This is a genomic window from Stenotrophomonas sp. 63632_Sma (assembly GCF_056482875.1).
Genome location: NZ_CM151220.1, coordinates 3935377 through 3957201, shown reverse-complemented (window position 1 = coordinate 3957201; position 21825 = coordinate 3935377). Strand labels below are relative to the sequence as shown.

21 protein-coding genes are annotated in these 21825 nt (G+C 66.6%); 11 read left to right on the top strand and 10 right to left on the bottom strand.

The annotated features are described in order from the left end of the window. Window positions 1-138: 138 nt before the first annotated feature. Both ACZK45_RS18355 and ACZK45_RS18350 read right to left on the bottom strand, forming a co-directional pair. Window positions 139-963, bottom strand: a complete 825-nt coding sequence (locus tag ACZK45_RS18355) for a helix-turn-helix transcriptional regulator (RefSeq protein ID WP_049400270.1) — start codon at window positions 961-963, stop codon at window positions 139-141. Continuing rightward, window positions 960-1664, bottom strand: a complete 705-nt coding sequence (locus ACZK45_RS18350) for a VIT1/CCC1 transporter family protein (protein ID WP_049421856.1) — start codon at window positions 1662-1664, stop codon at window positions 960-962. The genes ACZK45_RS18355 and ACZK45_RS18350 overlap by 4 nt, the downstream gene beginning before the upstream one ends. 152 nt (window positions 1665-1816) lie before the next feature. Here ACZK45_RS18350 and ACZK45_RS18345 point away from each other — a divergent pair, with 152 nt between their 5' ends. Then, window positions 1817-3181, top strand: coding sequence for a glutamate--cysteine ligase (locus tag ACZK45_RS18345; RefSeq protein ID WP_478445044.1), 1365 nt, complete (start codon window positions 1817-1819; stop codon window positions 3179-3181). A gap of 45 nt (window positions 3182-3226) precedes the next feature. Here ACZK45_RS18345 and ACZK45_RS18340 read toward each other — a convergent pair whose 3' ends face one another. Together ACZK45_RS18340 and ACZK45_RS18335 are read right to left on the bottom strand one after the other, a co-directional pair. Continuing rightward, window positions 3227-3823 carry a GrpB family protein gene (locus ACZK45_RS18340; RefSeq protein WP_346487065.1) on the bottom strand — a complete coding sequence of 199 codons (597 nt, stop codon included), beginning with the start codon at window positions 3821-3823 and terminating at the stop codon, window positions 3227-3229. Between the two features lie 31 nt (window positions 3824-3854). Beyond that, a complete protein-coding gene (locus ACZK45_RS18335) occupies window positions 3855-5111 on the bottom strand; it encodes an NnrS family protein (protein WP_478445043.1) in 1257 nt (418 codons plus the stop codon). Between the two features lie 162 nt (window positions 5112-5273). Here ACZK45_RS18335 and ACZK45_RS18330 point away from each other — a divergent pair, with 162 nt between their 5' ends. Beyond that, window positions 5274-6599 (top strand): IS4 family transposase, encoded by a 1326-nt coding sequence (locus ACZK45_RS18330; RefSeq protein ID WP_478445890.1) that lies wholly within the window; start codon window positions 5274-5276, stop codon window positions 6597-6599. A 48-nt stretch (window positions 6600-6647) separates the two neighbouring features. Here ACZK45_RS18330 and ACZK45_RS18325 read toward each other — a convergent pair whose 3' ends face one another. Continuing rightward, entirely contained in the window at window positions 6648-7706 is a 1059-nt protein-coding gene (locus ACZK45_RS18325) for an NAD(P)-dependent alcohol dehydrogenase (protein WP_005419275.1), read from the bottom strand. Window positions 7707-7813: 107 nt separating this feature from the next. Here ACZK45_RS18325 and ACZK45_RS18320 point away from each other — a divergent pair, with 107 nt between their 5' ends. Then, complete coding sequence (locus ACZK45_RS18320) at window positions 7814-8698, top strand: LysR family transcriptional regulator (RefSeq protein ID WP_049400266.1); 885 nt, start codon at window positions 7814-7816, stop codon at window positions 8696-8698. A gap of 129 nt (window positions 8699-8827) precedes the next feature. Further along, window positions 8828-9490, top strand: a complete 663-nt coding sequence (locus ACZK45_RS18315) for an SMI1/KNR4 family protein (protein WP_478445042.1) — start codon at window positions 8828-8830, stop codon at window positions 9488-9490. A 51-nt stretch (window positions 9491-9541) separates the two neighbouring features. Here the strand turns inward: ACZK45_RS18315 and ACZK45_RS18310 are convergent, their stop codons facing one another. Further along, window positions 9542-10204, bottom strand: coding sequence for a TetR/AcrR family transcriptional regulator (locus tag ACZK45_RS18310; RefSeq protein ID WP_049421841.1), 663 nt, complete (start codon window positions 10202-10204; stop codon window positions 9542-9544). Window positions 10205-10279: 75 nt separating this feature from the next. Between ACZK45_RS18310 and ACZK45_RS18305 the strand changes: the two genes are divergently transcribed. Next, window positions 10280-10975: a DAPG hydrolase family protein gene (locus tag ACZK45_RS18305; RefSeq protein ID WP_107433164.1), complete on the top strand. Its 696-nt coding sequence runs from the start codon at window positions 10280-10282 to the stop codon at window positions 10973-10975. 12 nt (window positions 10976-10987) lie between these two features. Here ACZK45_RS18305 and ACZK45_RS18300 read toward each other — a convergent pair whose 3' ends face one another. Next, window positions 10988-11404 carry a VOC family protein gene (locus ACZK45_RS18300; protein WP_478445041.1) on the bottom strand — a complete coding sequence of 139 codons (417 nt, stop codon included), beginning with the start codon at window positions 11402-11404 and terminating at the stop codon, window positions 10988-10990. 59 nt (window positions 11405-11463) lie between these two features. Further along, the gene (locus tag ACZK45_RS18295; RefSeq protein ID WP_478445040.1) at window positions 11464-12567 is read right to left on the bottom strand and encodes an alkene reductase; all 1104 of its coding nucleotides are present in this window, start codon (window positions 12565-12567) and stop codon (window positions 11464-11466) included. A 129-nt stretch (window positions 12568-12696) separates the two neighbouring features. Between ACZK45_RS18295 and ACZK45_RS18290 the strand changes: the two genes are divergently transcribed. Further along, window positions 12697-13602, top strand: a complete 906-nt coding sequence (locus tag ACZK45_RS18290; RefSeq protein ID WP_049461842.1) for a LysR family transcriptional regulator — start codon at window positions 12697-12699, stop codon at window positions 13600-13602. Between the two features lie 47 nt (window positions 13603-13649). Here ACZK45_RS18290 and ACZK45_RS18285 read toward each other — a convergent pair whose 3' ends face one another. Beyond that, entirely contained in the window at window positions 13650-16739 is a 3090-nt protein-coding gene (locus ACZK45_RS18285) for a TonB-dependent receptor domain-containing protein (RefSeq protein ID WP_121504397.1), read from the bottom strand. A 212-nt stretch (window positions 16740-16951) separates the two neighbouring features. Here ACZK45_RS18285 and frmR point away from each other — a divergent pair, with 212 nt between their 5' ends. The 5 genes from frmR (at window position 16952) to ACZK45_RS18260 (ending at window position 21298) form a co-directional block, all read left to right on the top strand. Next, a complete protein-coding gene (frmR, locus tag ACZK45_RS18280) occupies window positions 16952-17227 on the top strand; it encodes a formaldehyde-responsive transcriptional repressor FrmR (protein WP_005411009.1) in 276 nt (91 codons plus the stop codon). Between the two features lie 66 nt (window positions 17228-17293). Next, window positions 17294-18403: an S-(hydroxymethyl)glutathione dehydrogenase/class III alcohol dehydrogenase gene (locus ACZK45_RS18275; RefSeq protein WP_012512082.1), complete on the top strand. Its 1110-nt coding sequence runs from the start codon at window positions 17294-17296 to the stop codon at window positions 18401-18403. Between the two features lie 8 nt (window positions 18404-18411). Continuing rightward, the gene (locus ACZK45_RS18270) at window positions 18412-18771 is read left to right on the top strand and encodes a YqcC family protein (protein WP_012512081.1); all 360 of its coding nucleotides are present in this window, start codon (window positions 18412-18414) and stop codon (window positions 18769-18771) included. A gap of 63 nt (window positions 18772-18834) precedes the next feature. Further along, on the top strand, window positions 18835-19665 hold the full coding sequence (fghA, locus tag ACZK45_RS18265; protein ID WP_253143910.1) for an S-formylglutathione hydrolase: 831 nt from the start codon (window positions 18835-18837) through the stop codon (window positions 19663-19665). A 187-nt stretch (window positions 19666-19852) separates the two neighbouring features. Further along, window positions 19853-21298, top strand: a complete 1446-nt coding sequence (locus ACZK45_RS18260) for a GGDEF domain-containing protein (RefSeq protein ID WP_125895596.1) — start codon at window positions 19853-19855, stop codon at window positions 21296-21298. Between the two features lie 54 nt (window positions 21299-21352). On the opposite strand, the gene ACZK45_RS18255 is transcribed toward ACZK45_RS18260, so the two are convergent. Next, on the bottom strand, window positions 21353-21823 hold the full coding sequence (locus ACZK45_RS18255; protein WP_049400257.1) for a hypothetical protein: 471 nt from the start codon (window positions 21821-21823) through the stop codon (window positions 21353-21355). Window positions 21824-21825 lie beyond the last annotated feature (2 nt).

Below are 21825 nucleotides of genomic sequence, written 5' to 3'. Positions count from 1 at the left end.
CTTACAGGGACGTACTTGCAGCGTCCCCGCACTCCGACACCGCCCCGCCATCCCTCGGATAGCCGCTGTTGCTGTTGCTGTTGCTTCGGCCGTTGCCGTTGCCTCTGCGGGTGCAGGGCGCAGCCCTGCCGAACCCCTTCAAATGTCTGTGGGAGCCAGTCCGTACTGCTCGGCGAAGCGCTTGCTGAAACTCGCCGCAGACCGGTAGCCCGCGCGTGCTGCGACGGTCTTCAATGGCAGGTCCGTGGTGTAGAGCAGCTGCATGCCATGCGCCAGCCTGGCCTCGGTGAGCAGCTGGCGCAGGCTGGTGTCCTCGGCGGCGAGACGACGACGCAGGGTCGCACCGCTCAGCGCGAACTGTTCTTCCACATCACGCGATTGCCAGTCGCGTGCCGGTTCGGCGGCGATGCGGTCGCGGATCTGTTCGCCCAGGCTCGGCGCCTGCGGCAGCAGCAGGTTGCCGTGGCCCTGCCGGCACAGGGTCAGCACCAGCGAGGCCAGGGCCAATCGTGCCTCGCTGTAGCGGCCGTCCTGCAGCGATTGCCGCCACTGCCGCAGCACCGGGCCATGGTCGATCAACGGCAGACGTGCCATCGCCTGGCCAGGGGCGGGAAGGTCCTCGCTCCACAGCGTGCGTGCGGCCGCCAGCACTTCGGCACACAGCGGCACGATGGCACTGAGGTAGCGGCCGGTCCCCGGGTCGGGCGTGTTGACCACATCGATCCGGCAGCGCTGGGTCAGCAGCAGGATGTCGCCGGGGATGAATTCCAGCGACTGGTGCGCGGTGCGCACCTGCTTGCGGCCCTCCAGCAGGATCGCGAACTGCGGTTGCGGAATCTCCACCGAGCTGGCGCCATGCTCGCGACGGGCGGTGATGCAGGCATAGCCTTCGGCGCGCTCACAGCCTGCCAGACTGGCCATCTCGGCCAGCAGTGCGGTGGCCGGGGGCAGCATGGCGGTCATGTCACGTGTGCGCCGAGCAGGCGACCGACGCCGGCGGCCGCGGCCATCGCCAACGCGCCCCAGAACATCACCCGGATCGCGCCGCGTACCGGCGGTGCGCCGCCGGCCTGGGCCGCCATCGCGCCGGTCAGGCACAGGCCGAGCAGGGTGCTGGCGGTGGTCATCATCGCGACCTTGTCGACCGGCGCGAGCAGCGCGGTCAGCACCGGCAGTGCCGCACCACAGGTGAAGGCGCCGGCCGAGGCCAGCGCTGCCTGCAGCGGGCGCGCGCGCAGGGTATCGGTGATGCCCAGCTCGTCGCGGGCGTGGGCGCCCAGTGCGTCGTGGGCGGTGAGCTGCTCGGCCACCTGCCGCGCCAGCGCCGGCTCCAGGCCGCGGTGGCGGTAGATCGCGGTCAGCTCTTCCAGCTCGCTGTGCGGATCTTCGTGCAGTTCGCGCTTTTCCATCGCCAGGTCGGCGTCTTCGGTGTCGGCCTGGGTCTGCACGGAGACATACTCTCCAGCAGCCATCGACATCGCGCCGGCCACGGTGCCAGCCACGCCGGTGGCCAGAATGGTCGCCGCGGAGGCGCCGCTGGCGGCCACGCCGACCACCAGGCCGGCCACCGAGACGATGCCATCGTTGGCCCCCAGCACGGCGGCACGCAGCCAGCCGACGCGCTCGGAGCGGTGCAGTTCGGGGTGTCGTGAATGGCGGCTCATGGCCCCGAGTGTACGAGGGTCAAGAGGGCGTCGGTAGGATGCTGAAAACCGTCTCCGTCGCATGACGCAACGGGTCGCCACGCTATAGTGCGCCCTTGCGATGGAAGGCCCCGGGCCCCACATCCCCCGCCACTGTCCAGCGAGCCTTCCCCTTGTCGAGCCCCAGCCACGTCGCCGATACACCCATTACCGACCGCTCGCAGCTGGTGGAGGTGATCGCCTCCGGCGAGAAACCCCGCGCGCAGTGGCGCATCGGCACCGAGCACGAGAAGTTCGGGTTCCGCCTGGATGACCTGCGCCCGCCGACCTTCGAGGGCGAGCGCGGCATTGAGGCACTGCTCAACGGCCTGGTCCGCTTCGGCTGGGAGCCGGTGCAGGAGAACGGCAACACGATCGCCCTGCTGCGCGATGGTGCCTCGGTCACGCTGGAACCGGCGGGCCAGTTGGAACTGTCCGGCGCGGCGCTGGAGACCATCCACCAGACCTGCGTGGAGACCGGCACCCATCTCAACGAAGTGGCACAGGTGGCAGGTGAGCTGCAGCTCGGCTTCCTCGGCATGGGCTTCCAGCCGAAGTGGAAGCGCGATGAGATGCCGTGGATGCCGAAGGGCCGCTACAAGATCATGCGCGCCTACATGCCCAAGGTCGGCTCGCTGGGCCTGGACATGATGACCCGCACCTGCACGGTGCAGGTGAACCTGGATTACGCCACCGAAGCGGACATGGTGAAGAAGTTCCGCGTGTCGCTGGCGCTGCAGCCGATCGCCACCGCGCTATTCGCCGATTCGCCGTTCACCGAAGGCAAGCCGAACGGCTACCTGAGCTACCGCTCGCACATCTGGACCGACACCGACGCCGACCGCACCGGCATGCTCGACTTCGTGTTCGAGGATGGCTTCGGTTACGAGCGCTATGTCGATTACCTGCTCGACGTGCCGATGTATTTCTCCTACCGCGATGGCATCTACCACGACGCCAGCGGGCAGAGCTTCCGCGATTTCATGCAGGCCAAGCTGCCGGTGCTGCCGGGCGCGCTGCCGACGCTGCGCGACTGGTCGGACCACATGACCACCGCGTTCCCGGAAGTGCGCCTGAAGAAGTATCTGGAAATGCGCGGTGCCGACGGTGGCCCGTGGAGCCGCCTGTGTGCGCTGCCGGCATTCTGGGTGGGCCTGTTGTACGACGACACCGCACTGGATGCGGCCTGGGACCTGGTACGGGATTTCACCCTGGCCGAGCGCCATGCACTGCGCGACGGCGTGCCATCGCATGCGATGAACCTGCCGTTCCGCACTGGCAGCGTGCGCGACCTGGCCCGTGAAGCGGTGAAGATTTCCGTCGAAGGCCTCAAGCGCCGCGCGGCGCGCAATGCCGACGGCCAGGACGAGAGCAAGTTCCTGGACGTGCTGCAGGAGATCGTCGAGTCCGGCCTGACCCCGGCCGAACGCAAGCTGGCGCTGTTCCATGGCCGCTGGCACGGCGACGTCGATCCGGTGTTCCGCGAGTTCGCGTACTGACACTGTTCCGGCGGGTGCCAACCGGGGCGGGCACCTGCCGTTGCGTCACCACCCGCGCGCTGCGAACAGGCGCGCGTAGATGCCGCGAACCACATCCTGCTTGCTGCGGTTGTAGGCCTGCACGTTGGCATTGCCCTGCAGTGCTGCCTGCTTGGCCTGTGCATAGCGCCTGCGGTCGTCTTCATGGCTGCGCAGCCAATCGCGGAACAAGCAGTGGCGGATGTGCTCGGCGCAACCAGGTGCGAACACGTGCAGGTTCACGCGCGGCACGTCCAGCCGCAGCATGCGGTGCTGGTACCACGAGGGTTCGCGGATGGTAAGCACGTAGCCCAGTGCCTGCAGCGGTGGCAGCCAGGCCGCTTCGTCGGCGGGATCGGCAACCAGCAGGTCGACGTCCAGTACCGGTTTGGCGGGCAAGCCCGGCACCGCGGTGGAGCCGACGTGCTCAATGCCCAGCGCGTTGTTGCCGAGTGCCGCCTGCAGCTGCGTGCGCTGCTGCTCGAACTGGTCGGCCCACAGCGTGGACCAGGGCACCACCTGCAGCGCTTCCGGCTGCGGCGCGCCGAGAACCCAGGGATTCTCGTCAGGGTCGCCATCGGCGAAGGTAGTGATTGCGGTGGGATCGAACGGGATATCGGACATGCCCACCATGGTGCCATGCCCAGCGGTGATGTCAGCCCGGCTTGCCGTCGCGCCGTGGGCACAGGTAGATCCAGCCCAGCCGCGCCACCCACGGTGCCAAGGCCAGCAACCAGCCGATGGCTGCGGCGAAATGCCACGCATAGGCGTCGGGCATCAGTTCGGCAGCGATGCGCATGATCGCCACCGCCTGCAGCGCGACGAACGCAAACCAGGCCACTGCCGGCATCACCAGCGGTCGGCCGGAATGGCCCTGGGTGACCCGGGTCACCATCGCCACCAGCAGGCTGCCGAACAGGCCCACGGCGAGGGCATGCAGCGGCGCGCGGCCGAGCAGTTGCGGATGGCCCAGCATCTGGCCGATGTCCTGCAGCAGATACAACGCGAAGCTGATCGGCAGCCACGCCAGTGCCAGGAACAGGGCCGCGAGCAGGCCCGGCATCGGCCCGCGTGGCCACCAGTGCCATAGCGCCTGCAGCGACAACATCAGCAGCGGCGCATCGGCCAGCCACAGCAGGTGGTCGACCTGCAACGCGCTCAACAGCAGGCGCAGCATCAGCAGCGCCCACATCGCAGCCAACCAGCGCAGCGGGCGCCACGCCACATAGTCATCCACCACGTTGTTGGCGAAGAACGGGATCATCCGGTGCGCGACGGTGAGGTAGACCGGTAGCAGCAGGCCGAAGGTGCCGAGTGCCACCGTGACTGGCATCAGCGTGGCGTGGCCGCGCCCCACCGCCATGAACAGCAGCAGCCCCAGCCAGCCCAGCAGCAGTGCGGCATAGCAGGCGCGCGCATGCCAGTTGCGGTTGGGACCGGCGGCCTTGAGCACGCGTCCCAGCACGATCAGTCCGGCGCTCCAGCCGGCCAGTGCCAGCAGCAGGCCGGGCCACAGCCCGGGTGTCCACCCGCAGGCGGCGGCAATCAGCAACGCCTGCCCACCAAACAGGCCGATGCCGACCGGCGCATAACGGCTGCGTGGCAGCTCCGGCTGTGCCATCCAGCGCGGGAACACGGTGAGCAGGAAGCCGAAGATGAAACTGGGCAGTACCAGGTACTGCATCAGCAGGGCGTGCAGCCATGCCGCAGGTAGGGGCGGCGGTTGTGGTGCCCACAGCCCGCGCAGCGCGCCCAGCCACAACGCCCACCACAGCATCGCCAGCAGCAGGTTGCTGGCGCCGATGAAGAACAGCAGCCGGTGTGGCGCACGCATCAGCATCGCGGGGGAGGGCAGGCGGGCCATGCAGCGAGTCTGCGCCCGGCTGGTGGCCGGGTCCTTGATCTTCGTCATGCCCAAGGAGGGAGGCAACCGCTTCGCTCGCCGGGCATGGCCCGGCGGACGGGCCGTGCAACGCAAACAAGAAACCCCGGCAGTGCCGTAATGCTGTTCACTTAAGCAGCTGAGCCAATCAGAATCCGATGCCAGTCTTCTGGCATCGGATTTTTTGTGCCCATCCAACAGCAACTGCTCGACCTTGGTGACCTGTTCAATTTCTCCGACCTGAGCACCTTCACCCAGAACATCCCGGTGGAATGGGTGTCCAGCGCGCTGGAACTCTCCTCGCAGGCCTCCATCCGCAGGCGCAGATTACCCAGCGATCAGGTGTTGTGGCTGGTGCTGGGCATGGCCCTGTTCCGCGATGAACCGGTGCATGAGGTGGCCAGGCGACTGAACATCTGTGCCCAAGGCCTTGCATCGCTGGATCTGCCTGCACGCAGCGGCATCAGCCAGGCTCGCGCGCGGCTTGGCGCAGATCCGGTAGAGGATCTTTTCCGCAGGTGCGGCCAGCATTGGGGTGCCGAGCGCTATCCCGACGATGACTGGCAGGGCCTGCAGGTGCTGGCCGTTGACGGTGCCCTGCTGCGCACCGCAGACACGCCAGAACTACGTGCGCATTTTGGGTCGGGCAATACCGGCACCGAACGGCAGACGCCTTATCCGCTGATGCGGCTGGTGGCGCTGATGAACGTGCGCTCGCACATCATGCTCGATGCCCGGCTCAGCCCCTACCGTCGAGGCGAAATGCGTTTGGCAGAGGACTTCTTCGAGAAGATCCCGGATCGCTCGATTACTCTGTTGGACAAGGGTTTCTGGGGCGCGGATCTGCTGTTGAGCCTGGCCGGAAACGGTACTGAGCGGCACTGGCTTACGCCCTCGCGGAGCAATCTGGTGGCCGAAGAAGTGGAGCGCTACAACGCGCATGATCGGCTGCTGGAAATGCGCGTTTCTCCACAGGCGCGGAAGAAGAATCCCGCACTGCCCACGCACTGGCGGGTGCGTGAAGTGAGCTACGAGCATCAGGGCAGGATCAAGACGGTGCTGACGTCGCTACCGGCAGGGACCTACAGCACAAAAGCCGTAGCCGCGCTCTATCAGGAGCGCTGGGAAATCGAGCTGGGTTTCCGCGATCTCAAAAGCTCGATGCAGCGAAATGCAGTGACCCTGCGCAGCAAGACCGTCGAGCTGGTGTATCAGGAAGTATGGGGGCTGCTGCTGGCGTACAACATCATCCGCCGCGAGGCGAGCCAAGCGGCGGTTGCCTACGGCCGCGCACCCTCGGAGATACGTTTCAAACCTGCCTGCCACTACATCGCCGCGCAGCTGATCGTGATGGCGGCGGCACAACCCGCTTCGGCTACCGGAAGGCGTTTATCCCAGCTGCGATCCGGCGTCGCCAGCCTCTTCCTGGAGCACCGTCCCCGGCCAACAACTCCGAGGACGGTGAAGATCTCCAAAACCCGTTATCCCGTCGATCGCAAGGCTGCACCGCTTAAGTGAACAGCATTACGGCAGTGCCGGGGTTCTTCGTTCACAGTCGCCGATCGATCAGGCGGCGTTCTTCATCGTCGCCATGTCGATCACGAAGCGGTAGCGCACATCGTTCTTCGCCATGCGCTCCCAGGCTTCGTTGACGTTCTTGATGTCGATCATCTCGACATCGCTGACGATGCCGTGCTCGGCGCAGAAATCCATCATTTCCTGGGTTTCGGCCATGCCGCCGATCGCAGAGCCGGTCAGGTGCTTGCGGCCGAAGATCACGCTGCCGCCGGTCAGCGGCGGATCCAGTTCGGTCAGCACGCCGACCAGGCACATGGTGGCCTCGCGCTTGAGCAGGCCCATGTACGGGTTGGTGTCATGGCCAACCGGAATAGTGTTGAGCAGGAAGTCGAAGCTGCCGGCGTGCGCCTTCATCTGCGCGGCATCGCGCGAGACCAGCACTTCATCGGCGCCCAGGCGCTTGGCATCGGCACCCTTTTCAGGCGTGGTGGTGATCATCACCACGTGCGCGCCGAGGGCCTTGGCGAACTTCACGCCCATGTGGCCGAGGCCACCGAGGCCGATCACGCCGACCTTCTGGCCCGGGCCGACCTTCCAGTGGCGCAGCGGCGACCAGGTGGTGATGCCGGCGCACAGCAGCGGGGCGGCGGCCTTGAGGTCGAGGGTGTCGGACACCTTCACCACGAAGCGCTGCTCGACCACCACGTGGTCGGAATAGCCGCCATACGTCGGCGCGCCGCTTTCGCGCTCACGGCCGTTGTAGGTCCAGGTCGCGCCTTCGGCGCAGTACTGCTCCAGGTCGTGCTCGCAGGCGTCGCAGTGGCGGCACGAGTCGACCATGCAGCCCACGCCGGCGTGGTCGCCGACCTTGAAGCGGGTGACGTTGCTGCCGACCTCGGTGACGCGGCCGATGATCTCGTGGCCGGGCACCATCGGGTAGATCGAGCCACCCCAGTCGTCGCGGGCCTGGTGCAGGTCGGAATGGCAGATGCCGCTGTAGAGGATCTCGATGCGCACATCGTCCGGGCCGACCGCGCGGCGTTCGAATTCGTACGGGATCAGCGGGTCGGTATGTGAATGGGCGGCGTAACCACGGGCGAGGGACATGGGGAATCCTTGGCAGGGTTTGTCGAAAGGCGCTTTACAATACGCCCCGTACCCAGCGGCCAGAAGCCCGGATATCGGCATGATTCATCAAGTGAAACTGCACAATCGTGGCCACTGACAATCTCTCCCACCTGGCCGCGTTCGCTGCGGTCGCCCGCCATCGCAGCTTCCGCCGTGCCGGTGCGGAGCTGGCGCTGTCGACCTCGGCGGTGAGCTATGCGATCCGCGCGCTGGAAGAACGGTTGGGCGTGGGCCTGTTCCATCGCACCACCCGCAGCGTGGCCCTGACCGAGGCCGGGCAGCGGCTGCTGGAGCGCCTGCAGCCGGCCTTGGGGCAGGTGCATGACGCACTGGAAGAGATGAACCAGTTCCGCGCCGCACCGGCTGGCCTGCTGCGCATCAATGCTACCCGTGCGGCGGTGGCGACACAGCTGGGACCACGGCTGGCGCGCTTCCTGCACGCCCATCCCGACGTGCGGGTGGAGCTGACCGAGAACGATGGCCTGGTCGACATCGTGGCCGAGGGCTACGACGCCGGCGTGCGCCTGCATGAATTCGTGCCCGAGGACATGGTGGCAGTGCCGATGGGGCCACCGCTGCGCGGGCTGATTGTCGGCTCGCCGGACTACCTGCGGCGGCACCCGGCGCCACAGCATCCGCGCGATCTCGCTGCACACGAATGCATCCGCTTCCGCTTCGCCAGCGGGCATCTGTACAAATGGCAGTTCGAGCGCGGTGGGCAGGCGCTGGAGATCGACGTGCCGGGGCGGCTGACGCTGGGCGAGCAGGGCACCGTGGTCGGCGCGGTACTCGATGGCATCGGCCTGGCTTACGTGCTGGAAGACACGGCAAGGCCGTACATCGAATCGGGCCAGATGGTGGCGGTGCTGGAAGACTGGAGCGAGCCGTTCGCCGGCTTCGCGCTGTACTACCCGAAGCAGCGGCAGATGCCCGGTGCGCTGCGTGCGTTCGTGGATATGCTGCGCGAGTGAATCGCGGTGGATGGCGCAGTGCCGTCCAATGACCGGCTCCAACGAGAGCTTTCCGAGTGGATCCGCGCCATGCGGGGATGGCGTTCACCCGCTAGAGTGAGTCTTCTCAACAAAAGGACGTCATTGAGCATGCTCGCCGATCTCGAACAGGCTTCCGGCCAGACCTTCCCGCCGTTGTTCCGCCAGCTGGTGGAAGGCAACCGTTTCAGCTGGGGCGAGCAGGGCCCGAACTGGTACCGCACGGTGTTCCCGCAGGTGCAGCCGCAGCCGCCGGTACTGCTGTATGCCAACGACTATGAACCGATCGAGCCGAGCGAACTGCGCGCAGCGTGGGAAGATCTGACTACCGAAGATCATTACAACCCGCTGCGCGATGACCTGAAACTGCTGCCGTTCGCGCGCACCGGCGCGGGTGATCATTACTGTTTCTGGACCAATGCACCGGGTTCCAGCGATTCGCCGGTGCTGCTGGTCTGGCATGACGATGATCGCGCCGATCTGCTGGCCGCGAACTTCCAGGACTTCCTGTTCCGCAAGATGGCCGAAGCGGTGGTGGAGCTGGAGGAAGAGGAGTCGCTGCTTTCGGAGGGCGATATCAGAACCAATCTGCAGGCTTGGCTCGGTACCCATCGTGGCTGGCTGCGAGGGGACCAGGTAGCGGCGCTGGAGGCGTTGTATGCACGCGTGGATGACATCACTGCGGGTGAGATCAGTGACGAGGACGTGCAGCCGCTGCTGCAGCTGATCGCGTTCGACGGTATCGACAGCGAAATGCCCTACGTGCAGGCGTGACCTGATCCGAAGCGCTGCCGGTAGAACCTCGCCATGCGTGGATGCGGCCGGCTACGGCACCTGCAGTACGGGTGCCAACAATTCCAGGCAATCACGCAGATGCACCTCTACCGGCGCATCCTCGGCCACCACACCGATCACGCGTTCGCGCAGCGGCTCGGCCACGGCCATCGCCAGGATCAGCCGTGCCATGCACGCGGCATCTCCCTCGCGCAGCAGCCCGCGCTGCTGCTGACGCGCCAGCCAGTCGGCCAGCAGCGCACGGCCGCGTTCGATGCCATTGTCCAGATAGGCCTGCAGCAGCGCGTCCTTGCCGGGAAAGTCGGTGGCCAGCAGGCGGAATACCTGCACTGCCTGCGCCGACAGTGCCTGCGCGCACACCGCGTGCAGGATGGCCTGCAGCAACGGCATCACCTCGTCGGCGTCGTGCGCATCGCGCTGCAACTGCGGCGCGAAGCCGTCGGTCCACTCGCGCACGGCCAACCCGACCAGTTCCTCGCGGTTGCTGGCGTGGCGGTACACGGTCTTCTTCGCTACCCCGGCGTGCGCCGCCACCGCTTCGATGGTGGTGGCCTCGTAACCCTGTGCCAGCAGCAGCTCCAGCGTGGCCTGCAGCACGGCGTGGCGGACTTCGGCTTCCGGCCGCGCAGGGCGGCCGCGGCGGCGGATTGGTGAGGGTGGCTCGGGCAGGGTGGTGCTGTTCATTGCGCCCATCTTACCGCATTCGGATAATTGCGAAACGAAGAGCGTTTCCGTATTGTCGGGTCTCCCGACATGCAGGAGACCCCGATGGATACCGCTGTGAACGCCCGCGCCTGGCTGGACCACCACGATCTGCTCGACCCCGCACCGATGCGCTTGGAAACCGGCATCCAGCGCCGCGAAGATGGCACCCTGCTGGTGGCGGTGCGTACCGATCTGCACGGTTGCAAGGGCCGCATGCTGGACTGGTGGTTCACCTTCTTCGAGACCACACAGCACATCCGCTGGTGGCATCCGGTCGATCATGTCGAGCATCGCGGCTGGGACGCGGCCTGGCAGCGCGGACGCAGCTACCACGGTGCCAGCATCCACGCGGTGGAATCGCTGGCCGATATTCCGCCGGTGGCGGCGCGTTTGAAGTTCCATGACCCGCGCACGTTGCTGGTGCCCGAGCGCCTGCAGGTGGCACAGGATGCAGGCGATGTGTCGGCGGTGATCGCCGCGCGCATCGGCTTCGGAGATCACGTACGCCTGGATGCAAACGGTGATCCCTGCGACGGGCAGATGCTGCATGTCGCGCGCGATACGCCGTTTGGCTGCGTGCTGCGCAGCCGCTTCGTGCTCGGCCTGGACAGCACCGATCCGCACTGCGATGCCGGCGATGCGGTCGGCCTGGGCCTGCTCAAGCACTGCTACACGGAGTTCAGTTTCCTCTCGCGCCTGCTGCCGTCGCTGTACTACGGTGAGCGCGCCAACGGTGAAGCAGTGCCGTTGCCGTGGTGAACGGCGCGCCGGTCATTCGACCAGCGCGTTGTAGCCTTCGCCGCTGAACTGGATCAGGCAGAAGCCATGCCCGAACGGATCGGCCAGCACGGCGATGCGGCCCCAGCGGCGCTCGCGCACAGGCTGTTCGAGCGTCGCCCCGGCCGCAACCGCACGGACCAGTGCGGCCTCGATGTCATCCACCACCCAGTCCAGGTGCAGCGGGGTCCAGTGGCGCTCGTAGTCGCGCACGTCGCCATCATCGGTGGCGGCGCTGCCGGCCTCGTTCTGCAGCAGGTACAGCGGCGCTGGCCCACCGAGCAGCTCCACGGCGCCCGGGCCTAGACGGCGGCCGATGCGCAGGCCGAAGGCTGCGGTGTAGAAGGCTTCGGCTGTGGCGAGATCGGGGACGTCGAGGTTGACGATGAACGATGCGGTGCGCGTATCCATGGGCAGATCCGGTGGATGCGGGTGGGCAGTGTACGCCCGCATCCACGCATCGCGTGGCTCTACTGCGCGCGCGGGTAATCGAGGTAGCCTGCCTCGCCGCCACCGTAATAGGTATTGCGGTCGGGCGTGGCCAGTGCGACGTTGTGCTGCAGGCGTTCGACCAGATCCGGGTTGGCGATGAACGGCTGGCCGAATGCGGCCAGGTCGATGGTGCCGGCCTCGACCAGCTGCAGGGCGCGTTCGCGGGTCATGCCACCGGCCAGGATCAACGTGCCACCGTAGACCTGCTTCAACTGCTGCAGGAACGCCTCGCCCAGCACCGACTGCCCCGCCTGCAGGTTGTCGTTGAGATGCACATAGGCCAGCCCGCGCTTGCCCAGTTCCTCGGCCAGGTACAGATAGGTGGCTTCGTTGTCGGGGTAGAACGGCATGTCGAAGGTGAGGTTGTTCGGTGCCAGGCGTACGCCGATTCGGTGCGCGCCGATGCGCTGGGCCATCGCATCCACCGTCTCCAGGATCAATCGCGCGCGGTTCGGCAGCGAGCCGCCGTAGCGGTCCTCGCGTTCGTTGATGAGCGGGTTGAGGAACTGCTCGAACAGGTAGCCGTTGGCGGCATGCAGTTCGATGCCGTCGAAGCCGGCGGCAATGGCGTTGTCCGCCCCGCGTACGAAGTCGTCAATGATGCCGGGGATCTCCGCAGTCTCCAGTGCACGTGCCGGGGTGGGATCGGCGTGGCCGCGGCTGCCGTCGTCCAGGTACACGAACGAGGTGTTCTTCGGTGCGCTGGCCACCGGGCGGGTGCCGGCGCTGACCGGTTGTCCACCCCCGGGCTGCAGCGAGGCATGCGACATGCGGCCGACGTGCCAGAGCTGGGCGAAGATCGTGCCCTGCGCGGCATGCACCGCCTCGGTGACGAGCTTCCACCCGGCCACCTGCTCGGCCGACCAGATACCCGGCACGTCGATGTAGCCCTGGCCCTGCGGCGAGACCGGCGTGCCTTCGCTGATGATCAGGCCGGCGCTGGCACGCTGCCGGTAGTACTGCGCGGTGAGCTCATTGGCGACCGAGCCGGGGTTGCGGGCACGGGTCATCGGCGCCATCGCGATGCGGTTGCGCAGGGCGATGCCTGTCAGGTCGAACGGGCGGAACAGGGCGGCGGTCATGTTGGTCACCTCGGTACGGGGAAGAGCGCCAGCGGCGCGATGCACACAGGATGGAGTTGACATGCAGGCGCATAAAGCGCTTCGATCTCCCTTGGTGGGGGAATATTTGTCCCCAATGGAGTGCGAACGATGCTGCCGCTGGAATCCTTGAATGGCCTGGTGACGTTCGTCACGACCGCACGCTCGGGCAGCTTCACCGAGGCGGCAGACGCGCTGGGCATCTCGCGCTCGGCGGTGGGCAAGGCCATCGCCCGTCTGGAAGCGCGGCTGGGGGTGCGCCTGTTCCATCGCACTACGCGGCGCATCGCACTGACCACTGATGGCGAGGCGTACTACGCCTCCTGTGCGGCGGCGCTGGAAGAAATCTCCGCGGCCGAGGCCTGTCTGGGTTCGGCGGGCCTACCCAGCGGGCGGCTGCGCATCGACATGCCGTCTTCGTTCGGGCGGCTGGTGGTGCTGCCGGTGCTGCTGCGGTTGTGCCGCCAGTATCCGGACCTGCAGTTGACGATGACCTTCACCGATCACTTCGTCGATCCGGTCGAAGAGGGCATCGACCTGCTGATCCGTTTCGGTGGGCTGCACCAGGCCGAGCACCTGGTCGCGCGCCGGTTGGGGCGCCAGCGCCTGGTCACCTGCGCATCGCCGGCGTACCTGCAGGCGCATGGCGTGCCGCGCACGGTGCAGGAACTGGCGCAGCACCGCAGCATCGTCGGCTTCCGCCACGGGCAACCGATCTGGTGGCGGATCGGCAGCGAGGAGGACGAGGGAACGTTCATTCCCAGTGCGCCCTATCAACTCAACGATGGCGACGCGGTGATCGAAGCGGCCATCGCCGGCCTCGGCATCTGCCAGATGCCCATTTCACTGGTGCGCCGCCATCTCGATTCCGGCGTGCTGCAATCGGTGCTGGACGAACACATGCAGCGGCACATCGACATCCATGCGCTGTGGCCACCGACGCGCCACCTGCGGCCGAAGGTGCGCTACGTGGTGGATGAGCTGACCCGGTTGGCGGAACAAGGTCTGTTTGATTGAGCGGGGCCCGTACACCGGGCCCCGCCTGTGGAAACGCTGCGCCAGGCCTACTTGAAGTTGTAGCGCAGGCTGGCCATATAGCGACGGCCCAGTGCATCCAGCACATACGGGAACGGCCCGATGTCATCGCCCACGTTGATCACCGACAACGTCACGCGCGCGGCGTCGGTGATGCGGTAGGTGACGTTGGCGTCCCAGGTGGTCCAGCTGTCGCGGTAGAAGTACTGACGGCTTTCCGGGGTATCGGTCATCGTGTACTGGGCGCGGCTGGTGTAGTTGGAGGCCACGCCGTAGTTCCAGTTGCCGATGCGATGCTGGGCGGTCCAACGGAACTGGCGCTTGGGCTCGTTGAAGCTGCCCGCCTGTTCGACGAACGGCACGTCCCGGTTCGCGGCCTGGCCACGGTTCTTCGGCATGTAGCCGTAGAAGTCCAGGTCCAGTACGCCGAAGCGCGACAGGTCCCAACGGTAGCCGACTTCGGCGGTCCAGCCACGGAACATCAGCACCGGGCCGTTGCCATACTCGGTCTTGATGCTGGTAGCCACGCCGGTGTTCGGATCACGCGTCACCAGGCTGCAGAAGCGGTTGGCGTTGGGCACGTTGGCGGCGTTGAAGTCGGCAGTGTCGAAGCAACCGGTGATGATGTCGTTGGCGCTCAGTGACGTGATCACGTTGTTGATCTTGATGTCATACCAGTCGGCAGCGACGCGCAGGCCTGGGATCCATTCTGGGGCGAACACGATGCCGGCCGTCCACGACTTCGCCGTTTCGTTCTGCAGGCGGGTGCTGCCGTTGGTCGAACCCAGCGTATTGGTCGGCTGCTGGCGGAAGGTGTTCGGATCGGCACCCGGGTAGGCGGCGAAGAACGCCTCGCAGTTGCGGCGACGCACCGCCGGATTTGAGCCGCCGCTGATGTTGTCCAGCGAGCACACTTCCGGGATGTTGTAGTAGGCCGGCTGCTGGGTGGTGTAGAGCTCGGCGATGGAGGGCGCGCGTAGTGACTGGGTCTTGTTGCCGCGCAGCTGCAGGCCGGCGATCGGTTCGTACTGGATGCCGTAGGTGAACGCATTGAACGCGCCGGCGACGGAGTTGTCGACGCGGCGGAATTTGGCGGTCAGGTCCAGGCGATGCAGGCCCGGAATATCCCAGTCGGGATTGAACAGCGGTGCCAGCACTTCGGCGAACACTTCATTGGTGTGGTACTTGCCTTCCGCCGCCTGGGTCGGCACTGAGCGGCCCTGGCCCAGGCGCTGGTACTCGCTGGGGGTGAAGGAGCCTTCTTCGCGGCGGTGTTCGAAGCCGGCCGCCGCGGACAGCTCGCCGCCGGGAAGATCGAACAGGCCGCCGGATACCGACGCATTGATGACGGTCTGGCGGGTCTGCGCCTTGGCCACGGTCCGGGTGGAGACATAGTCCAGGGCTTCGCGCGACGCCTGGTTCTCGCCGAACAGATTCAGCGGGCGGCAGTTCGCATCGGCCGTGGTGCCCGGGCGGGTGGCATCACAGATGATGCGCCCGCTGGCGTCGGTGGTGACGTTGATCGCATTGATGAAGTTCTGCTGGATCAGGCCGGTGCCGAGGTAGTCGAAGTCACCGCGGCCGTGGGTGACGCTGGCTTCCCAGTTGAAGCTGCGCTTTCCGACCTCGAAGAAGCCGTTCAGGCCGAGCACCGCACGGGTCAGGCGGGTTTCGGTGCTGGCGTTGTTCATCGACAGGTCGCGCGAAGATCGCGACAGGCGGAACGAGGTGATGCCGTTGTCGGCGAGGATCTTGCGGGTTTCCGCACTGAGGAACGGATTGCTGGCGCTGAAGGTCAGTGCACCGCTGGCGGTACCGCCGCCGTCCAGGCGCGCATTGCCGAAGGACACCGCGTTGTAGACGTTCTGGTCGAGGGTTTCGCGGGCGGTCGCTTCGTATCGCGAAAGTTCGAAGAAGCCGCGCACGTTGTCGGTGAAGTCGAAGCTGCCGGTGGAGAACACCGAGCGTCGTTCGAGGTCGGCGATCAGCGGCACCGTCTCGAACAGGTTCAGGCCGTCACCGCCGGAGGCGTTGCCGCCCGCGTAGCTGGTGCCGGGATTGAACTCGACCAGCTTGCCCTCGTTGTTGAACTGCCACAGTTTGTCTTTGTTCGGGCCGAAGCCAAGGATGTCGCCCAGGCCGTTGCGCGTGTAGCTGCCGGTCGCCGGCATCACCAGGCCACCGAAGGTCATGCTGGCAATGCGCCGGTTGCGGATCCAGACCTGGTCGGGGATACCATCGCGGGGCCCGGTGTTGAACGGAATGCTGCCGTCGATGCGGCCATCATTGGTCGGCCGGCGCAGGGGCTGGGCAGTGGCATTGGCCGCCGTGGGATTGGCCTGCAGGCTGTAGCCCTGGCGGTAGAAATCGCGTTGCAGCGCGTTCACCCCATCGGCGTTGTCCAGCTCGGCGGCAACCACGATGTGGCCACGGCCATCAGCGAAGTCGGTACCGAAGATGGCCGACCAGGAGTAGCGCTCGTTGTCGTTCTTGCTGGTCCTGCCGTAGCCCAGTTCGACTTCGGCACCCTCGAACCGGTCGCGCAGGATGATGTTGTTGACGCCGGAGATCGCATCCGAGCCATAGGTGGGGGCACCGCCAACGCTCAGGCTTTCAATGCGTTGCACCATGACGCTGGGAATGGCGTTCATGTCGACCTGGATGCCCGAGCCGCCGCCGGCTCCGAAGATGGTGGGCGGTGTAGAGGTGACGAAGCGGCGTCCATTGACCAAGGTCAGCAGGCGATTGCTGCCCAGCCCGAACTTGCTGGCGAAGTTGACGCCTGCACCGAAGCCGGCCTGGTCGCCGCGCGAACTGACGCCGGCACTGACCCCGGGAATCCGGGTCAGGGCATCGATGAGGTTGGTGTCGCCATAGTTCTCGATCGATTCACGGCTGACCACCGCGGCGGGCTCGAGCGTGTCGAAACCGGCGCGGTAGATGCGCGAGCCGGTGACGGTCATCCGGTCCAGCTGCACGGGGGTCTTGCTGCTGGCGGGCTCGGCCTTCTGTTCCTGCGTGGCGGCCTGCTGCGCCATGGCCGGTGCGGCGGCCACCAGCACCAATGCCGAACCCAGCGCGACAGACAAGCGACTGCGGGCGAACAACGGTCGGTACATGATTTCTCCCTGGTCACGCCAATGTGACTCAGGGGTAAACGCAGGCGCGAATGCGACACCCTACGTCATGAAAAAGTAACAAATGAATCTATTTATTGTTCATTCATATTCTGGGCTGATCTGTCCCTGGGGCATGCCTCGGCAGCACCAGATGGCTTCATTCGCCCCTCTGTGTATACTATCCCCCAGTATAGTTCCGAAGTGGCCCCGCCATGCCGCACTCCCCCGAAGAGAAGAAGAAGGTCCTGGCCCGCGTGCGCCGCATCCGCGGCCAGTGCGATGCGCTGGATCGCGCGCTGGAAGCCGGTGCCGACTGCGGGCCGGTGCTGCAGCAGATCGCCGCCATCCGTGGCGCGGTCAATGGCCTGATGTCCGAAGTGATGGAGGCCCATCTGCGCGAGGAGTTCGGGCAACCCGCTGCCTCAGACGAACAACGCGCCGAACGCGTGCGCGACATGAGCGCGTTGATCCGCTCGTACCTGAAATAAGCATCGGCGCCATATCGCGCCGATCGTCCTGCCATTCCCTTTCCGCCTGATCCTGGAGAAGCCACCATGAAGTCCCGTGCCGCCGTCGCCTTTGGTCCCGGCCAGCCGCTGCAGATCGTCGAGATCGACGTCGCCCCGCCGAAGAAGGGCGAGGTGCTGGTCAAGATCACCCACACCGGTGTCTGCCACACCGATGCCTTCACCCTGTCCGGCGATGATCCGGAAGGCCTGTTCCCGGTGGTGCTGGGCCATGAAGGCGCCGGCATCGTGGTGGAGGTCGGTGAGGGCGTGACCAGCGTCAAGCCCGGCGACCACGTGATTCCGCTGTACACCGCCGAGTGTGGCGAGTGCCTGTTCTGCAAGAGCGGCAAGACCAACCTGTGCGTGTCGGTGCGTGCCACCCAGGGCAAGGGCGTGATGCCCGACGGCACCAGCCGCTTCAGCTACAACGGCGAGCCGCTGTACCACTACATGGGTTGCTCGACCTTCAGCGAGTACACCGTGGTGGCCGAAGTCTCGCTGGCGAAGATCAATCCGGACGCGAACCCGGAGCACGTCTGCCTGCTCGGTTGTGGCGTCACCACCGGCATCGGCGCGGTGCACAACACCGCCAAGGTGCAGGAGGGCGACAGCGTGGCGGTGTTCGGCCTGGGTGGCATCGGCCTGGCGGTGATCCAGGGTGCGCGCCAGGCCAAGGCCGGCCGCATCATCGCGGTGGACACCAACCCGTCCAAGTTCGAACTGGCGCGCGAATTCGGCGCCACCGACTGCATCAACCCGAAGGACTACGACAAGCCGATCCAGCAGGTCATCGTCGAGATGACCACCTGGGGCGTGGACCACAGCTTCGAGTGCATCGGCAACGTCAACGTGATGCGCGCGGCGCTGGAATGCGCGCACCGTGGCTGGGGCCAGAGCGTGGTGATCGGCGTGGCCGGTTCGGGCCAGGAGATCTCCACCCGTCCGTTCCAGCTGGTGACCGGGCGCAAATGGATGGGCACTGCCTTCGGCGGCGTGAAGGGCCGCAGCCAGTTGCCGGGCATGGTGGAGGACGCGATGAAGGGCGATATCGAACTGGCACCGTTCGTCACCCACACCATGGACCTGGACAAGATCAACGAAGCCTTCGACCTGATGCACGAAGGCAAGTCGATCCGTTCGGTGGTCCACTACTGAGCCGCGTCATGGGCTGGCTGGATGCCCTGCGCCGGCCGCGTGCGGAAGACCCGCGCGCGGCCCTGGTGGTTCCGATCGAGCAGGCGTTGCGTGCGCTGGGCTGGGTAGTGGGCGAGGTGGGGCCACCGCGTGCGGTGACCTCGGCCTTCGGCAGCGACGATGGCATGCCGTTCGAGCAGTGGCTTGCGCAGGTATTCCTGCCGCGCCTTCATGAGGCGCGCGCAGCCGGACAGTGGCCGCCGCGCAGCGATGTGGCCGTGGCGGCCTGGCGCAATCTTGATGGCCAGCCTGGCGTCGAATCGTTGCTGCGCCTGCTGGCGCAGCTGGATGAACGGATCAACAAAGGCATCCACGCCGCGCGTGGATAAGCCGACCAAGGTCGGCATCTACCAGAAGCACGCGTGCGCTGACGCGCCGCGCAGGAGAGCACCATGGAACGCATTGAACACCGCGCCTGTTTCGGCGGCTGGCAGGACGTCTACCGCCATCATTCCACCACGCTGGGCTGCGACATGCAGTTCGCCGTGTACCTGCCGCCGCAGGCGGAAACGCAGAAACTGCCGGTGCTTTACTGGCTGAGCGGGCTGACCTGCACCGAGCAGAACGTCATCACCAAGGCGGGCGCGCAGCGCTACGCGGCCGAGCATGGCGTGATCATCGTCGCGCCCGATACCAGCCCACGCGGCGATGACGTGGCCGATGCCGAGGGCTATGACCTGGGCAAGGGGGCGGGGTTCTACCTCAATGCCACCCGTGCACCGTGGGCGAAGTACTACCGCATGCACGACTACGTGGCGCAGGAACTGCCGGCACTGATCGAGGCGAATTTCCCGGTCACCGATGCGCGCGGCATCAGCGGCCACTCGATGGGCGGTCACGGTGCGCTGGTGATCGCGCTGCGCAACCCGGGGCGCTACCGCAGCGTGTCGGCGTTCTCGCCGATCGTTGCGCCCAGCCACGTGCCGTGGGGGCAGAAGGCCTTCCACGCCTACCTGGGCGACAACCCGGCGGACTGGGCGCAGTGGGATGCCAGCGAACTGGTCGCCGTGGCCACTGAGCGCCTGCCGTTGCTGGTCGACCAGGGCCAGGCGGACGAATTCCTGCAGACCCAGCTGCAACCGCAGCGCCTGCAGCAGGCCTGTGATGCCGCCGGCCATCCGCTGACCCTGCGCCTGCAGCCGGGCTACGACCACAGCTACTACTTCATCGCCAGTTTCATCGGCGAGCACATCGCCCACCACGCCCGCGCCCTGCACGGCTGACGGCTTTCCGGTAGTGCCGGCCGCTGGCCGGCAACCTGCAGCCCTGTGATTCCCCGGGATTGCCGGCCAGCGGCCGGCACTCCCATGGCGGGGCACGCGACGTGTCGTATTTGCTGTATTGGATCACGTGGCCGTGGCGCGAGCGGGGCTATCGTGCGCCCATACGGCCTTGCGGATCGGGGGATGCATGCCGGTAGTGCTGGCGCTGCTGTATGTGCTCTGCCACGGCCTAGTCGTGGCCCTGTGGTCGGGTCCGGCCGGTGCGGGTTCCTTCGGGTTCCTCACGGGTGCCCCGTTGCTGGCGGCGGCGGCCTGCCTGTGGCGGGCGCGCCGCGACCGTGCCGCGCTCGGCTGGCGCGCCACCGCCCTGGCGCTGCTGCTCTGGGCGGGTGGCATGGCCGTCAACATGATCGATGCGCTCGGTGCCGGCCGTGCCGATGTCACGCCGCAGGCCAGCCTGTTCCTGTATGTGCTGTACGGCGTGCCGCTGGTGTTCATCCTGGCCCGTGCACGCCGCGAGCGGCTGAGCATCAGCCTGATCGACGCGGCGATGGCCGCGTTGCTGGGCGTGCTGTTCTTCGTGCATGCGCAGTCGTTCGCCGCGCGCGTCGACATCGACGACCACGCGTTGTCCAACATGCAGCGCATGTTCGATATCCAGAATCTGTGCATTGCCGGGTTTGCGGTGGTGCGCTGGCTGGTGGGAGACGTTCCGGAGCGGCGCAACTTCTTCCGCGCGCTGGCGATCTACGCGGTGGGCTACCTGATGGTGGCGTACTACATCAACCACTACACCTCGGAACAGTCCTTCGGTGCCTACAACGATCTGCTGATCGACCTGCCGTTCCTGCTGCTGGCGTTGCTGGCGATGAGCCAGGCGCCTGCGCCGACGTTCGTGATGCACCCGAGGCTGGGCAGAACGGTGCAGGCGGCGGGGCCGATGATCCTGCCATTGCTGCTGCTGGTGGTCGGTACCCTGGTGGTTGATCATGCGCGGCCGCTGGCGGTCACTGGCTTCGTGGTGGCAACGCTGGGCTTCGGCGTGCGCAGCATCCTGTTGCAGGTGGACCTGATGGAACGGCAGGCATCGCTGGACCAGCTCGCTCGGCAGGATGGCCTGACCGGTGTGGCCAACCGGCGTGAGTTCGATGCACTGCTGCTGGCGGAATGGAACCGTGCGCGGCGCAGCGGCACCGAGCTGGGCCTGCTGCTGGTGGATATCGACCACTTCAAGGCCTTCAACGACCGCCACGGACATCCGGCCGGGGACCGCTGCCTGCAGGCCGTGGCCACGGTCCTGAAGATCAGTGCCGGCCGTGCCGGTGACAGTGTTGCCCGTTACGGCGGCGAGGAATTTGCGGTGATCGTGCCCGGAAGCCCGCTGTCGGGCGTGCTGGCGCTGGCCGAGCGCCTGCGTGAGGCGGTGGCGGCGCTGCCACTGCCGGAAGGGTCGGTCAGTATCAGCATCGGCGTGGGCTACCTGCACCCGCCGGCTCTGGCCAGCGCGGATCAGTTGCTGGCGGATGCCGATGCCGGCCTGTACGCCGCCAAGCGTGCCGGTCGCAACCAGGTGATCCTGCATGCGCACGTGCTCGACGACGAAGGCAGTGCGCACGGCAGGATGGATTGCTGAGCGCGCCGGGTGCCCGGTCCCCGTGCGTGATTACGCACGGGCGGCGCGGCCGGGTCAGCGCTGCCGCAACCAGCCAGTGGGATCGAGCAGCCTCAGCCCGACCGGTGACAAAGAGCGCTGGCGCAACGGCAGGTTTGCCGCCTGCACGGCCATCGCACAGCGCGCCAGCTGCTGGCGCAACGGTGCCAGCGTGTCATCTTCGCGCGGGCGTGCATGCCGCCACTGGGCGATGCGCAGCAGGCAGACCAGCAGGTCCAGTTCGCTGGCCGCGATGAACGGTGAGCCAGCGGGCAGCAGGTCGATCGGGGCGGTGGGCGTGGCCAGCAGCGGCAGCAGGCCGACGAACGCGTCGCAGCCTTCGGGATCAATACCGAGGCTGCTCAGCTGGGCGAGTCCATCGGCCTGTTGATCAGGATCGTGCAGCTGGCGTATCGCCGCCAGCAGTGCCTGTTCGCCGCGGCCGAACTGGCGGCCGAAGGCGCGGTAGTTGACGCGGGTGGGAAACAACGGGGAACGGGAGGCCATGG